General features: G+C 55.4%; 13 protein-coding genes. 10 read left to right on the forward strand and 3 right to left on the reverse strand.

What is annotated here, in order from left to right; genetic code table 11:
• Position 1: 1 nt before the first annotated feature.
• The 7 genes from ruvB (at position 2) to JMN37_RS01260 (ending at position 9,053) form a co-directional block, all read left to right on the forward strand.
• A complete protein-coding gene (gene ruvB / locus JMN37_RS01230; protein ID WP_070977183.1) occupies positions 2 to 1,081 on the forward strand; it encodes a Holliday junction branch migration DNA helicase RuvB in 1,080 nt (359 codons plus the stop codon).
• Positions 1,082 to 1,105: 24 nt separating this feature from the next.
• Positions 1,106 to 1,414, forward strand: coding sequence for a preprotein translocase subunit YajC (gene yajC / locus JMN37_RS01235; RefSeq protein WP_070362376.1), 309 nt, complete (start codon positions 1,106 to 1,108; stop codon positions 1,412 to 1,414).
• A 160-nt stretch (positions 1,415 to 1,574) separates the two neighbouring features.
• Complete coding sequence (gene secD / locus JMN37_RS01240) at positions 1,575 to 3,401, forward strand: protein translocase subunit SecD (RefSeq protein WP_252930852.1); 1,827 nt, start codon at positions 1,575 to 1,577, stop codon at positions 3,399 to 3,401.
• Positions 3,402 to 3,403: 2 nt separating this feature from the next.
• Positions 3,404 to 4,576, forward strand: a complete 1,173-nt coding sequence (gene secF / locus JMN37_RS01245) for a protein translocase subunit SecF (RefSeq protein ID WP_252930853.1) — start codon at positions 3,404 to 3,406, stop codon at positions 4,574 to 4,576.
• 11 nt (positions 4,577 to 4,587) lie between these two features.
• Positions 4,588 to 6,177, forward strand: a complete 1,590-nt coding sequence (locus JMN37_RS01250) for an ABC transporter substrate-binding protein (RefSeq protein ID WP_071572671.1) — start codon at positions 4,588 to 4,590, stop codon at positions 6,175 to 6,177.
• A gap of 28 nt (positions 6,178 to 6,205) precedes the next feature.
• Positions 6,206 to 6,754: an adenine phosphoribosyltransferase gene (locus tag JMN37_RS01255; protein ID WP_070477021.1), complete on the forward strand. Its 549-nt coding sequence runs from the start codon at positions 6,206 to 6,208 to the stop codon at positions 6,752 to 6,754.
• A gap of 19 nt (positions 6,755 to 6,773) precedes the next feature.
• Positions 6,774 to 9,053, forward strand: coding sequence for a RelA/SpoT family protein (locus tag JMN37_RS01260; RefSeq protein WP_252930854.1), 2,280 nt, complete (start codon positions 6,774 to 6,776; stop codon positions 9,051 to 9,053).
• A gap of 80 nt (positions 9,054 to 9,133) precedes the next feature.
• On the opposite strand, the gene JMN37_RS01265 is transcribed toward JMN37_RS01260, so the two are convergent.
• Complete coding sequence (locus tag JMN37_RS01265) at positions 9,134 to 9,466, reverse strand: hypothetical protein (protein WP_070976807.1); 333 nt, start codon at positions 9,464 to 9,466, stop codon at positions 9,134 to 9,136.
• A gap of 124 nt (positions 9,467 to 9,590) precedes the next feature.
• A complete protein-coding gene (locus JMN37_RS01270; protein WP_070976809.1) occupies positions 9,591 to 10,523 on the reverse strand; it encodes a peptidylprolyl isomerase in 933 nt (310 codons plus the stop codon).
• A 120-nt stretch (positions 10,524 to 10,643) separates the two neighbouring features.
• Between JMN37_RS01270 and tpx the strand changes: the two genes are divergently transcribed.
• From tpx to hisS, 3 genes are read left to right on the forward strand one after another with little or no spacing between them, the layout of a single operon-like run.
• Positions 10,644 to 11,141 carry a thiol peroxidase gene (tpx, locus tag JMN37_RS01275; RefSeq protein WP_070976812.1) on the forward strand — a complete coding sequence of 166 codons (498 nt, stop codon included), beginning with the start codon at positions 10,644 to 10,646 and terminating at the stop codon, positions 11,139 to 11,141.
• 33 nt (positions 11,142 to 11,174) lie between these two features.
• The gene (locus JMN37_RS01280; RefSeq protein ID WP_071572582.1) at positions 11,175 to 11,813 is read left to right on the forward strand and encodes an MBL fold metallo-hydrolase; all 639 of its coding nucleotides are present in this window, start codon (positions 11,175 to 11,177) and stop codon (positions 11,811 to 11,813) included.
• Between the two features lie 43 nt (positions 11,814 to 11,856).
• Positions 11,857 to 13,146 (forward strand): histidine--tRNA ligase, encoded by a 1,290-nt coding sequence (gene hisS / locus JMN37_RS01285; RefSeq protein ID WP_070976817.1) that lies wholly within the window; start codon positions 11,857 to 11,859, stop codon positions 13,144 to 13,146.
• A gap of 6 nt (positions 13,147 to 13,152) precedes the next feature.
• On the opposite strand, the gene JMN37_RS01290 is transcribed toward hisS, so the two are convergent.
• Positions 13,153 to 14,547: an L-serine ammonia-lyase gene (locus tag JMN37_RS01290; RefSeq protein WP_252930855.1), complete on the reverse strand. Its 1,395-nt coding sequence runs from the start codon at positions 14,545 to 14,547 to the stop codon at positions 13,153 to 13,155.
• Positions 14,548 to 14,575 lie beyond the last annotated feature (28 nt).

The following is a 14,575-nucleotide window of genomic DNA, read 5'->3' on the forward strand; positions in this document are numbered from 1 at the left end:
CATGTCAGACGTTGAAAAAACCGTATTCCAGTTGCCGGATGATCTTTCACGTCCCGATGGGGCTCCCGTCAGCGTCAATGCGCATAGTGATGAACACGATATTGAGAGGTCTCTTCGTCCGAAGTCGCTTGATGAGTTCATTGGACAGCCGAAAGTGCGTGAGCAGCTCAGTCTTGTACTCGCGGGTGCTAGTCAACGCAGCGTCACACCGGACCACATCTTGCTTTCCGGTCCGCCAGGGCTAGGAAAGACAACGATGGCGATGATCATCGCGCAGGAACTCGGAACTTCCTTGCGGATGACCTCTGGCCCTGCGCTTGAACGTGCTGGTGACCTCGCTGCGATGCTTTCGAATCTTATGGAAGGCGATGTCCTCTTTATCGATGAGATTCACCGTATTGCACGGCCTGCGGAGGAAATGCTGTATATGGCAATGGAGGACTTCCGTATTGACGTCATTGTTGGAAAGGGGCCCGGGGCGACGTCAATTCCACTTGAGATTCCGCCGTTCACCCTGGTCGGTGCAACGACTCGCGCTGGTATGCTCACTGGTCCGTTGCGGGATCGTTTCGGTTTTACGGCACAGATGGAGTTTTACGAGGTTACTGACTTGAGGCACGTGGTCGAACGTGCTGCGAAGATCTTGCAAGTTGAGATCGACAAGGACGCAGCAGTCGAAATCGCTTCACGTTCACGGGGAACTCCGCGTATTGCGAATAGATTGCTGCGACGTGTTCGTGATTGGGCAGATGTGCATGGCAGCGGACGAATCGATATTCAGGCGGCGCGTGCTGCGCTGGAGGTGTTTGACGTTGACGACCTCGGGCTTGATCGGCTCGACAGAGCGGTCCTGAATTCGCTCATTCGTGGCCACGGTGGGGGACCTGTTGGCGTCAATACACTGGCAATTGCTGTAGGGGAGGAACCGTCTACAGTCGAAGAAGTATGCGAGCCTTACCTGGTGCGAGCAGGATTGATGGCACGAACTGGTCGTGGCCGCGTTGCTACGGCGGCTGCCTGGCAGCACCTTGGAATTGATCCGCCACCGGATGCTCCAGGACAGGCACTCGTTTCAACATAATTGGGAGTATGTCAATATAGAGCTATGGAAATCATCCTTATTTTGCTCGTCCTATTGGTGTTCATGCTTCCGTCAATCTTGATGATGCGAAGCCAGAAGAAGCGTCAGCAACAGGTACAGGAGATGCAGTCCTCTATTCAGCCCGGTGACCATGTTGTGACGGTTTCTGGCCTTCATGGAGACGTTGTTGACGCAGATAACGCTACGCTTCGAATTGAAATTGCCCCTGGTGTTGTCGTCAAGATGGAGACCGCCGGAATTATGAAGCGAGAGGCAGTCGAGTCCGCGGTTCAGGAACCTACAGTAGACGATTCGGAACAACGTCCGGAATAGTCCATCTCAGCGTTACGGCAAATGCTGTCTAGCTGTCTTTACCGATATGACAGTTGATGACGTACGATAAATCGATGTGCACCACACCCCGCTTTACCCAAAGTTTCGGGCAAAGCGGGGTGTGGCAGTGAAATAACGTAGAAATAGAGGAGTTAGCTCGGTGTCCAAGAACACTCAGCGTTCCGGCGAGTTGAGATCAAAGCGGAAGTGGCCTGCGCGCGCGCTGGCGCTTTTTGCGCTCATCGTCATTGGCGTGTACTCATTAGTATTTTTCACGGGCGATAAGTCCGCAACCCCGAAGCTTGGTATCGACCTGCAGGGCGGTACTCGCGTGACCCTCGTTCCGCAGGGAGACGAGCCAACTCGCGATCAGCTCGACGAAGCGCGAAACATTCTTGAGAAGCGTGTGAACGGCATGGGTGTTTCCGGCGCGACTGTCGTCGTTGACGGCAATACCCTAGTGATCACTGCCGCGGGCGACGACACATCGGAAGTACGTAATATTGGGCAGACCTCGCAGCTGCTGTTCCGTCCGGTTATGCAACCGCCTGCACCTTCCGCGGATTCGATTGGTGAGGTCTTCGCAAAAACCGCGAACGATTGGATCCGGTATGGGGTTTTGACCGCGGATCAAGCCAAGGTGATTGGCGATCAGGTGAAGAAGCAGGTTGCCGAACAGGGGCAAACCGTTGAGATTCCTGCTATTGATGCGAAACCGTTGCCTGAGCCGAATGGTCCTGTGGAGTCCTCGGAGCGCAGGGCTGACCAAGCTGAGATGCTCAAGGCTACTCGTCAGTCTGAAGACCCTACCCAGCAATTCGTTGCTATGTCGATGCTGAGCGCGTTGTGTGCCGTGCAACCTACTGATCCATTGGCCGGGACCGATGACGAAGCAGCACCACTTGTAGCCTGTGACCCTTCATCTGGCCAGGTACTGCTCCTCGGCGAGGTGCCATTGCTCGCAGGTGTTACTGATACGGACGGCCCGCGTCTCACCGGTGAACAGATCGACACTGGTCGCTCGATCACTGGTGGATTCAACCCGCAGTCGAGCCAGATGGAGATCAACTTCGCTTTCAGCCAGGCAGGCGAGTTTAATGGCTCGTCTACCTGGGCGCAGCTGACGAGTGAGATGATCGGGCAGCAGATCGCGATCACACTGGACTCACAAATTATCTCCGCACCTGTCATTCAGGGCGCAACCCCAGTCGGTTCCGCAACCTCTATTACAGGCAACTTCACTCAGGAGGAAGCTGAGAGTCTCGCAAACAACCTGCGTTACGGTGCGCTGCCGCTTTCTTTCGCGGGTGAGAATGGCGAACCTGGTGGTACAGCGATGACAGTGCCGCCGTCACTTGGTCTGGCATCCTTGCAGGCTGGCTTCTATGCAGGCATTGTCGGTCTGATTTTGGTCGCAATTTTCGTGTTCTTCTACTACCGGCTCTATGGTCTTATTTCCCTGGCTACGCTTTTCTTTGCGGGTCTTCTCGTTTACGGCTCGCTAGTTCTGCTGGGGCGCTGGATCGGCTACTCGCTGGACCTCTCCGGCGTCGCCGGTTTGATCATTGGTATTGGTACTACTGCGGACTCCTTCGTCGTCATCTACGAACGCATCAAGGACGAAGTTCGTAAGGGCAAGACTTTCCGCTCTGCATCTGCCTCCGGCTGGGATCGAGCGAAAGATACAATTATTACCGGTAACATGGTGACCCTGATCGGCGCGGTCATTATTTACTTCCTTGCGGTTGGCGATGTGAAGGGCTTCGCATTCACGATGGGCCTTACGACCGTATTTGACCTGCTAGTGACGTTCTTGGTCACTGCTCCGCTCATGGTGTTCGCTTCCCGGTCCCGATTCTGGTCGAAGCCAGCTGTCAACGGTATGACCAAAGTGTTTGCTGCGGCGCAGCATGACAAGGACGTGACCGAGGAAGCTCATCAAGGCGTGGCTGCAGAAGCCGCGTCGGAAAGTATTGAGGTGAAGTAGCAATGTCGTCATCGCAAATTGAAACCGTTGCTTCCGTCGTACCAACTGTCGAGGAGCCCGGCCGTTGGGAGCGTCTGTACACCGGCGATGCGGCGATCGATTTCGTCGGTCGCCGTAAGCTCTGGTACGGGATCACCATGGCACTGGTAGTTATCTCGCTGCTTGCGATGCTGGTCCGTGGATTCAACCTTGGTATCGACTTCGAAGGCGGTACCAAACTCTCGATGCCGGCCGACGATCTCGTTGCCGAAGAAGTCGAGGAGACATTTATCGACGCGACTGGCGTCACTCCTGAACTGACTCAGATTATTGGTGCCGGTGATGCCCGGACACTTGAGATTAATGCTGAGCATCTGAGCCAGGAACAAATCGACCAAGCGCGGCAGGCGATCTTTGAGAAGCATCACACCAAGAATGCTGAAGGGGAAGTGTCTGCCGACGCAATTGGTGATTCGACTGTTTCCGAATCGTGGGGTGACACCATCACGAAGCGGATGTTGATGGCGATGCTGGTCTTCCTCGTCGCTGCAGCCGTGTACGTGGCTGTCCGCCTGCAACGAGAGATGGCCATCGCGGCGATGGGTGCATTGATCATTGACGGCATACTGATCGTAGGGTTCTATGCCCTCTTCGGGCTGGAAATTACCCCAGCCATGATTATCGGTCTGCTTACCGTTTTGACCTTCTCCATTTATGACACCGTGATCGTCTTCGACAAGGTGAAGGAGAACACTAGTGGTGTATTGGACTCGCGTCGTTCTACCTATGCTGAAGAAGCGAACCTGGCAGTGAATCAAACGGTCATGCGCTCGATTTCTACTTCCGTCATTTCTGCACTCCCGATCGTCGCGCTGATGATTGTGGCAGTTTGGATGCTCGGTGTGGGTACACTCCGGGATCTCGCCTTGATCCAGCTGATCGGCGTCATCGAAGGTATCTTCTCCTCGCTATTCCTCGCGACTCCGCTGCTGGTAACGCTTATGGAGCGCAAGCGCGCTTACAAGGAACACAACGTTGAAGTAGAGAAATACCGCGCCGGTGAGATCGTCGACCACGACGATGAAGCCACTGTAAAGCCAAAGCGCACCGTTGATACACCGGTTCGTAGTGCTGTGGAAGGCAGCGATGGAGACGAATCGCCGGCAATGAGCACTTGGCGGCCGTCGACACGCTAGGTAAACCAAGTATGAGTAGCGTATTTTCACGCGCCGTTGCTGCTTTTTCTGTAGTGTTGCTCGCAACGGCGTGTTCCGACGGTGGTGCAGCGTCGAACTCTAATAGCGAAGAGTTTGGCTATCAGGTACAAGCACCACTGGTCACAGTGAACGCGGGTAGCGCTGAGGGGCACTCGACGCTGGCGCAAGAACTATCTGGTCGTTTGTACCCCGGAGTTTACGTTCCGGGGCCCAACGGACAAATGATCCCCAATACCGACTTGGTAGAGACGCAAGTGCTGCCCGGCGACAGGCGTCAGGTGATTTACACCATCTCCGATGCGGCAGTGTTCTCCGACAATACCCCAGTAACGTGTAATGACTACCTGTTGACGTTCACAGCTGGGAAGCTACCAGAGCTCTTTGATTCTTGGATGCCTCTTTTCGACGACGCTGATACATTGGCATGTCAACCCGGATCAAAAACTTTCACTCTCACAATGAAGGAGAACCGTGGCGCCCGTTGGCGCGATCTTTTTGAACCCGGAACAGTTTTGCCGTCACACGCAGTTGCAGCGCGTGTCGGAATGTCGGCGGAAGAGCTCGTCGATGCGCTTACTGCACGTGACCCAATGAGCCTTCGAAGCATCGCAGATATTTGGCGTTACGGTTTTGATCTGAAGCAGTACGATCCTGAACTTCAAGTATCGTTCGGACCGTACAAGATTGAGAGTGTTGGCAAAGAAGGCGAAGTAGTCCTCGTCGCTAATGATTCCTATTACGGTGATGCTCCAGCGCTGCAGAAGATCGTGGTCTGGCCGGGGAATGCAGATTCCGGTGAACTAGTTGCCTCCGGCGGATTGAAAATTGGCAACCTCGAAGAACCATCACCAGACTGGTACGACGTAAACGCAGAGAGAGAACCAGTTGATGTGACCAGCGTTGTTGGGGAACTCACTGACGCGTTGGTCATGGCCAAGTCAGGTCCCTGGGCAGAACCAGAACGGCGCAGGGCGCTTGCTCACTGTGTGAATCCGTCTGAAGTCGCACAAACTTCCTCGAAGATGTCGGGCCTAGAGGTTGCAGCTGCTCCAGTACAAGTAGTTGCGCATAGTGACCCGCTGGCGTCGAAAATTGAAAGTGTCGGTGAGACGGCAACTGAGTATGACGTCGAAAAGGCACGTGCAGCAAGTGGCAGTGTTCTACGGATCTCGACGCCGATGCGGTCGGCACGGATCTCCGCAATGATTCAGACGATCCGAGCACAGTGCGAACCGGCGGGTATTGAAGTTCTCGACCAGTCGGAGAATCTAGCGACGTTGGCCGAGTTGCCGGGCTATGCCATGGACGAACAAGGCCAGATCGTAGAGAAAGAGGGCACCGTCGATGCGCTTTTGATGCCAATCGATTCTCAAGTTGAGTACCCAGCTGCGAACAATCGGGTGCAGGAACTCGACGCATTGCGGAGTCAAGAGAATTGGCTTTGGCGGGAGATTCCGATTCTGCCACTTTCAGCACAGCCTCGCTCGTTCGCGATTGATCAGCGAGTTGAAAACGTTGTTATGTACACAGGCTTGTCGGGAATTGGCTGGAATATGGATCGATGGTCCGTTGATGAGTAAAGAAATAAAGCTATCCAAGGAGAAACCCATGGGCGATTCGAAGGACACGTTTGAAAGCGCAAAGGAAGCGCTTCGAGAAAAGATCCGTAAAGTACCAGATTTTCCCGAAAAGGGCGTGTTGTTTGAAGACCTCACACCGGTGCTTGCAGATGCGCATGCCTTGCGGGTTGTTATCAAAGAAATGGCGCGTGTATCTGAGAATCTTGGAGCAGACCTTGTTGGTGGCCTGGATGCCCGTGGTTTTCTCCTGGGCTCAGCTGTTGCATACGAAATGGGCGTAGGCATCCTCGCTATCCGTAAGAAGGGGAAGCTCCCTCCGCCGGTGATTACACAGGAATACAAAACCGAGTACAGCACTGCAGCTTTGGAAATCCCGGCGTCGGGAATTGACCTGGACGGGAAGAAGGTCGTTCTCGTTGACGATGTGCTTGCTACTGGCGGAACTCTTTCCGCAGCAACCGATTTAATCCAACGCGCAGGTGGTAGCGTTGTTGGTTACGTAGTAATGCTCGAGGTACAAGGACTGGACGGTAGAAGCCGCTTAGGAGATGTTCCCGTGGTAGTGCTCGACCAATAGGAGAGTTTGGAGGCGGACTGTGACTCAAGAGAAAGCACCGAAGAGGAATACACCCTCGATGCGAAGTGTGTCCGCAATACTTGCTCGTTCGCTCACTGGCGGTGCGCGGGTCCGTAGCAATCCGGTCCTGGACCCGCTGTTATCGATTCATCGACGGCACCATCCGAAGTGCGACGTCGCATTATTGAATCGTGCCTATGAGACGGCTGAGCAGCTTCACGATGGCGTGTTCCGGAAATCAGGCGACCCATATATTACGCACCCGCTTGCCGTAGCCACGATCTGTGGTGAAATTGGTATGGACACCACAACGTTGGTGGCAGCACTGTTGCATGACACCGTTGAGGACACTGACTACACCCTGGATGAACTTACGGCCGACTTCGGGCCTGAGGTGGCACGAATCGTCGATGGCGTAACGAAGTTAGACAAGGTTGCGCTTGGGGCGTCGGCAGAGGCAGAAACGATCCGGAAAATGATCGTTGCCATGGCGGAGGATCCCCGGGTACTTGTGATTAAAGTTGCGGATAGGCTCCACAACATGCGCACGATGCGCTTTCTTCCTCCTGAGAAGCAAGCGAAGAAGGCGCGCGAAACCCTTGATGTGATTGCACCGCTTGCACACCGCCTCGGGATGGCGACAGTGAAATGGGAGCTTGAAGATCTCGCGTTCGCGATCCTCTACCCGAAGAAATACGAAGAAATCGTGCGGTTAGTTGCTGACCGAGCGCCCTCGCGGGACAGAGCTCTTGCAGAGATTATTCGTGAGCTGCAAACCGAACTGAAGAAAAACGGGATCGACGCAGAGGTGATGGGGAGGCCGAAGCACTATTGGTCCATCTACCAAAAAATGGTTGTTCGAGGCCACGAGTTCGACGAAATCTTCGACCTCGTTGGCGTTCGCGTGCTCGTCGATAATCTCCACGACTGTTACGCAGCGGTCGGCGTCGTCCATGCTATGTATTCTGCAATGCCGGGCCGATTTAAGGACTATATTTCGAATCCGCGATTCGGTGTGTATCAGTCGCTGCACACGACGGTGATGACGAACAGCGGGCGAGCTCTCGAAGTACAGGTACGTACGCACGAGATGCACTACAACGCCGAGTTCGGTGTTGCAGCTCACTGGCGGTACAAAGAGACGAAAGGATCGCATAAGGGAGATCAGGCTGAAGTAGATCAGATGGCGTGGATGCGCCAACTGCTTGACTGGCAAAAGGAAGCTTCAGACCCAAATGAGTTTCTTGATTCACTGCGCTACGACCTGACAAGCAAGCAGATTTTCGTCTTCACGCCACACGGCGATGTTATCAACCTTCCTGCCGGTTCGACGCCTGTGGACTTTGCCTACGCGGTGCACACTGAGGTAGGCCACCGATGCGTGGGGGCAAAAGTTAACGGCAAACTGGTTGCTCTGGAGTCACAGCTGCAAAATGGTGACCGCGTCGAGATTTTTACCTCGAAGGACCCAAATGCCGGGCCTTCTCGTGACTGGCAAGACTTTATTGTTTCACCGCGTGCGAAAACAAAGGTGCGTCAGTGGTTCGCGAAAGAACGGCGCGAGGAACACCTCGAAGTCGGACGCGATGCGCTGGCAGCGGAAGTACAGCGGAGCGGACTTCCACTTCACCGGCTATTTACGCCTGAGTCAATGCGTGATATTGCACGCAGACTGCGTTACTCCGATGTAGATGCCCTGTACACGGCTATCGGCGCTGGGAATGTTTCGTCCCGGCATGTTGCAAAAATGCTGGTCGACCAGTTTGGTGACGTCGAAGACGCCGCAGATCTTCTGGCGGATCGGACGCCCCATTCAAAGATCATCCGACCAGAACCCTCGGGCGATGGCCCTGTAGTCTTGGTGCAGGGCAGCCCGGATGTAATGGCCAAATTTGCCAACTGCTGCCAGCCGGTTCCTGGCGACGATGTCTTCGGGTTCGTAACCCGCGGTGGAGGGGTTTCGGTGCACCGCACAGATTGCACCAACGCGAACAAGCTCAGGCAAGAGCCAGAGCGGTTGATCGAGGTTTCGTGGTCCGGCGCTGGCGGCTCTGCGGGTACCTCTATCGTGACCGTTCAAGTGGAAGCTCTTGACCGGCACGGCCTCCTCGCGGAACTCACGGGGGTAATGTCTGAACAAAAATTGGCGATTCTATCGCTTTCCTCACAAGCGAAGGAAGACCGTATTGCCACGATTCGATTCAGCTTCCAGGTTTCGGATACGAAGCAGCTCGCTTCTGTGATGAATCTGATCCGGAATGTTGAAGGGGTATTCGACGTCTACCGCGTCGGTGTATAGAAAAGTGGGGTAACCCGATCACGGGTTACCCCACTTGGGTGCGCTAGTGGGAGATGCCAGTGTGGCACCTAGCCAGCGGTCTACTTGCGCAGGTACTTGTCCAGGAATGCGAACAGGGTACCGAGCGCACCGATGACGGCGGTGAACACTGCGATCCAGTCACGGATTTCAGATGGGGACATGTCCTTGACGGAGGAGCCCTCGTCGCTCGACTGATCCTTAGGAGCCTGCTTCGTGGTGGACTTCTTGGAGGTGGTGTTCTTCACCGTCGGGGCCTTCTCAGTCTTGGTGTTCGAAGCTGGCTTGGCCGTGGTGGTTGGGGTGGTGCTTTCTGCAGCCTCAGCAGCAGCAACGCCAGAAGTTGCGACAGCTACAGCAGTGGCTGCTGCAAGAATACTTTTACGGAAGTTCATGAATTTTCCAATCTGACGGGATTGACAAATGTACGAGTGCAAACTCTAGTTGGCTATCAGACGTTTTGCAAGACTTTGAATAGACTGAAAACTGCTCCTGTGCAGCTGAGAGGCAACTGTGTAGTTACTTTACGGTTGCCGATTTGATGCGTACCTCTTCGGCTGGTGCGCCGTCTTGGCCGCCGCCTTCGACGCCCTTTTCAGCAATCTTGTCAAGGGTGTTCAAACCTTCTTCAGAGATTTGACCGAAGTAGGTGTACAGCGGAGGCAGCACTGAATCACCGTAGTTCAGGAAGAACTGGGACCCATTGGTATCCAAACCGGCGTTCGCCATAGCGATGGTGCCGCGCGCGTACTTCTGAGGGTTCTGCTGGAGCTCCATTTGTTTCATCTGCTCTGCTTCTTCTGGAGATATGCCTTCCGGGGCAGGCGTGTCCGAGAGAGCCTTGAGCGCTTCGTCAGTCGGGAACTCATTTGCGAACTGGAAGCCAGGACCACCGCTGCCTACGCCGGTTGGGTCACCGCACTGCAGTACTTTAAGGCCGTCGCCATCGGTGAGCCGGTGACAGACGGTATCGTTGAAGTAGCCAGCAGAGGCGAGGTGTTCGATCGCATTCACAGTGCACGGCGAGACAGAGCGGTCGAGCTCCATGCCAATCGGCCCTGCACTGGTGTCGAGCTCGACGTTGACGGTCCCTGTCGTAGAGACGTTGTCGGTCTTCGGCAGGTCTGCTTTCTTGTCACCCTGTGCTGTATCGGGGGTGTATTCACACGAGACTGAGGCGGGGAGTGCTTCGGCACGCTTCGTCGCGATTGCCTCGTAGTTGTTGGCGTCGAATTCGCTTGGGGCGGTGGTTTCTTCAGCCGAGCTTTGAGCTTCGTTGGTGCTGTCGCCGTCCTGGTTCGCTAGGAAGTAGATGCCGCCGCCTAGCGCCACGATTACAACTGCGGAAAGCGCCGCGATCGACCAGGGCTTTGAGTTCTGCTTTCGATCGCGTGAATTCAATTCACGCTCCAGATGTTTAAGGGCTTCTTGACCGCGCTCTTTATTGCTCACCGTAGTACCTCTATTCTGACTAGTTGACTGGGAAATATTAGCAGGTGTAACTGTACCTGTCGTATTTTGCTGTGTTTTTTGCGACTGCTCGCTTCCGATAGTTCATGTAGGGTCGTGGACATGGCAAAGGTATTTTTTCAAGGTAATGAATCGCAAACATCTGGATCTCTTCCTAAGGTAGGCGACGCCCTTCCTGACGCCGTGCTAGTCGCGGGCGATCTTTCTGAAAAGAAGTTGTCCGAGTACGAGGGGAAGCGCCTGGTCCTTAACGTTTTTCCATCACTAGACACTGACGTGTGTGCAAAGTCTGTGCGAGCGTTTAATGAGCTCGCGGGATCTGCAGAAAACACTGCAGTGCTTTGTATCTCCAAGGACTTGCCATTTGCTCAGCAGCGTTTCTGCGCGGCAGAGGGCATCGAGAATGTAGAGGCGCTCTCTGCATTCCGCTCTGATTTCGGCACGGCGTTCGGCCTCACGCTTGACGGAACGCCGCTCAAGGAATTGCTTGCACGCGCGGTCATTGTGACCGACGCCGATCATCGCGTGGTGCACGTCGAGCTGGTCGAGGAGATCACCAACGAGCCCGACTACTCGGCTGCTGAACAGGCCCTTTCCTAATCGGAGAGGTTTAGGTAGACAGCGAGGTAGGCATTGCGAATCTTAGGTTTTACGTCGGGACCGTTTCAGACGAACTGCTACGTCATCATCGATGATTCTGCGAAGCTAGCCTGCCTCGTCGATGCCGGCATGGGAACGCATCAGGTCGTTTCTGCGTTTCTCAAGGAAGAGGGGCTGCAACTTGTGGCCATCTTTCTTACCCACGGCCATATTGACCATACGAGAGATGTTGCGAGGTACCAGGTTCCCGTATTTATCCACGCAGCGGACGCGTTCATGCTTGATCATGGACGCGGCCTTCCTACCTCAACACTCGAGCTTTTCGACGCCGCTTCGATGGAGACCATATCGGACCTCCGCACGTTTGACGCAGATGGGCCACTTGAAATCGCCAGTTTTAGGGTTGATATAACTCATACTCCAGGCCATTCTCCCGGCAGTGTCCTCTATCAGATGGGCGACGTCATGTTTTCAGGCGACGTGCTGTTCGCGGGGTCCGTCGGCCGGACTGACTTGCCACACTCCGATCCAGGGGCAATGAAAACCTCTTTGTGTGGACCGGTTTGGGCGATTCCTGACGAGACAACGTTGTTGCCTGGACACGGACCCGGTACAACCATGGCGCACGAACGAACCACGAACCCGTTTCTCCTTGAGGCTCGTAATCAGTAGCCATGGCTGCGGTAGCGACTGAGAACAGCTAGACTCAGTCCCCGTGAGTGATACGAAGAAACCCCAAAAAGAAAAGTTCAAGGCACTGAGCGTTCCAAAGGGAGTGCAGGAGTACGTGCCCCCGGCGTCGTCGAAGTTCCTTTATGTCCGCGATGAGTTCGTGCGACAGGCGCATGTTGCGGGTTTCCAACACATCGAGCTTCCGGTTTTCGAAGACACAACTCTTTTCGCCCGTGGTGTCGGTGAATCTACCGATGTTGTGTCGAAGGAAATGTACACGTTTGCCGACCGTGGCGGGCGTTCTGTGACCTTGCGTCCAGAGGGGACTGCAGGCGTCATGCGTGCAGTGATCCAACACAACCTTGACAGGGGTTATCTGCCGGTGAAACTGAACTACGCCGGTCCGTTTTTCAGATACGAGCGTCCGCAAGCTGGCAGGTACCGCCAGCTGCAGCAAGTTGGTGTCGAGGCAATTGGCGTCGACGACCCCTTGCTTGATGCGGAGATTATCGCACTTGCAGATCGTTGCTACCGGAGCGTTGGGTTGAAAGGCTTTCGCCTCGAGCTGACAAGCCTTGGCGATCACACCTGCAGGCCCGCATACCGGGAAAAGCTCCAAGCTTTCCTCAAGAAGCTCCCGTTAGACGAGGAGACGCAGCACCGCGTGGAAATCAATCCGCTTCGTGTTCTGGACGACAAGCGTCCGGAGGTACAGGAGCTTCTAGCCGATGCGCCGTTGATGCTGGACCACCTCTCAGATGCGTCTCGCGAGCACTTCGAGACTGTTACCGGGACGCTGAAGGATATGGGGGTTCCGTTTGTGATTAACCCGCGGATGGTGCGAGGCCTTGACTACTACACAAAGACTACTTTCGAGTTTGTGCACGATGGTCTTGGGGCTCAGTCGGGAATTGGCGGAGGTGGACGTTACGATGGCTTGATGGCGCAGATCGGTGGCCAAGATCTGTCAGGCATCGGATTCGGGCTTGGCGTTGATAGGACAGTGCTCGCGTTGGAGGCTGAGGAGGTGGCGCTCCCGAATCTGGATCGTCGCGTCGAGGTGTTCGGCGTAGCAATCGGTGAGGAGGCTCGCCGCAAGATGAGCTCGCTTATCGACGAGCTCCGTGCCGCAGGAATTTCAGCTGACATGGCGTACGGTGGTCGCGGTTTGAAAGGCGCAATGAAAGGCGCTGACCGGGCGGGTGCGCGCTTTGCTCTCGTGCTCGGGGACCAGGAGCTGGCGAACGGGGAAGTGGCGGTCAAGAATCTGGAGAGCCACGAACAAGTTGCCGTTCCGCTTCAGGCTACGGCCATTATTCAGGCAGTGAGCTAGCCTGATTTAGCACTCAGTGATGTTGACCGGGAGGCCAAGCTGTACAGCGAGGCCTCCCATTGACGTCTCTTTGTACTTGCTCATCATGTCGTGGCCTGTCGCTGCCATCGTTTCTACTACATCATCGAGCGTGGCTTTATTGGTTCCATCACCAAGCTTGGCTAGGCGGGCCGCGTTGATTGATTTCACCGCTCCGATGGCATTTCGTTCTATGCAAGGAATCTGCACAAGGCCAGCCACTGGATCACATGTGAGTCCGAGGTTGTGCTCGAGGCCAATCTCAGCAGCGTTCTCTATCTGCTGCGGAGTGCCGCCCAGAATTGCGCACATACCGGCTGCGGCCATGGACGATGCGGACCCTACCTCGCCCTGACACCCGACTTCGGCACCGGAAATGGAGGCGTTCGTCTTAATGATGGCGCCGATCGCTCCAGCGGTCAGCAGGAACTGATGCGCAGCATCCCGGTCGAAGTCGTCGGTAAAATCCCGGCAGTAGTGCATGACAGCCGGGATAATCCCCGCCGCACCATTCGTCGGGGCGGTCACGATGCGCCCGTGCGCGGCGTTTTCCTCATTGACAGCGAGAGCGTACAAGTTGACCCATTCCATCGCGTCAAGGCCGCGAGATGCGGAGGCCTCGTATTCGGCCGTCAATAAGCGATGTAGCCGAGGAGCGCGGCGACGAACTGATAGTCCACCTGGAAGCTCACCTTCCGTTTTTAGGCCGTGGGCGACGCACTCTTGCATGGTGTCCCAGACCGCGTCGAGGTGAGCATCCAGGACGTCCTTGCCGTGTATCGCTTCTTCGTTCGCACGCATGAGTTCTGCGATAGATAGCTGATGAGTTTCGCATTGGCGCATAAGGGACGCACCATCGGAAAAAGGGTAGGGGACGTTAACCGCATCGCGTACGGTGGCGACGCCCGCCTGGTCGCGGTTTGCTTCCATCTGCGTGCGGTCGAGGATAAAACCACCGCCAACGGAGTAGTACTCTTTACGGGAAGCGATGCGCACGCCCTCGGCGTTCCACGCATCGAAAATCAGGCAGTTTGGGTGCTTAGCGACGGGCACCGGGTTCATCGCGACTTCATAGTCGAGTTCACGCTCTGGACCTTGGATGTGCCCTCGTTCTGGAATGAGCTCACCAGGAAGCGGCCGGGTGTCCGCAGAAGTAGTAAGTGGGGTATAACCGACAAGTCCCAGTAGCACAGCTCTGTCGGTTCCGTGGCCCACACCGGTTGCCGCCAAGGAGCCTCGCAGCTCAACCTTGACTGCGGCGGGCGCTTCACTCAAATCCTCGATAAATGCAAGCGCGGCACGCATAGGGCCCACCGTATGAGAGGACGATGGGCCGATTCCGATGCTGAACAAATCAACGGCGCTGACTGCATTGTGTGACATGCGCGCGATGTTACATCACCAGAAAGAT

It is taken from the genome of Corynebacterium lipophilum (assembly GCF_024102595.1).
Lineage (GTDB): Bacteria > Actinomycetota > Actinomycetes > Mycobacteriales > Mycobacteriaceae > Corynebacterium > Corynebacterium pseudogenitalium.

What these genes read in the sequence shown, in the direction of transcription:
- ruvB (WP_070977183.1), top strand. Translation starts at nt 2, where the DNA reads ATGTCAGACGTTGAAAAAACCGTATTCCAGTTGCCGGATGATCTTTCA.
- yajC (WP_070362376.1), top strand. Translation starts at nt 1,106, where the DNA reads ATGGAAATCATCCTTATTTTGCTCGTCCTATTGGTGTTCATGCTTCCG.
- secF (WP_252930853.1), top strand. Translation starts at nt 3,404, where the DNA reads ATGTCGTCATCGCAAATTGAAACCGTTGCTTCCGTCGTACCAACTGTC.
- JMN37_RS01250 (WP_071572671.1), top strand. Translation starts at nt 4,588, where the DNA reads ATGAGTAGCGTATTTTCACGCGCCGTTGCTGCTTTTTCTGTAGTGTTG.
- JMN37_RS01255 (WP_070477021.1), top strand. Translation starts at nt 6,206, where the DNA reads ATGGGCGATTCGAAGGACACGTTTGAAAGCGCAAAGGAAGCGCTTCGA.
- JMN37_RS01265 (WP_070976807.1), bottom strand. Translation starts at nt 9,466, where the DNA reads ATGAACTTCCGTAAAAGTATTCTTGCAGCAGCCACTGCTGTAGCTGTC.
- tpx (WP_070976812.1), top strand. Translation starts at nt 10,644, where the DNA reads ATGGCAAAGGTATTTTTTCAAGGTAATGAATCGCAAACATCTGGATCT.
- JMN37_RS01290 (WP_252930855.1), bottom strand. Translation starts at nt 14,547, where the DNA reads ATGTCACACAATGCAGTCAGCGCCGTTGATTTGTTCAGCATCGGAATC.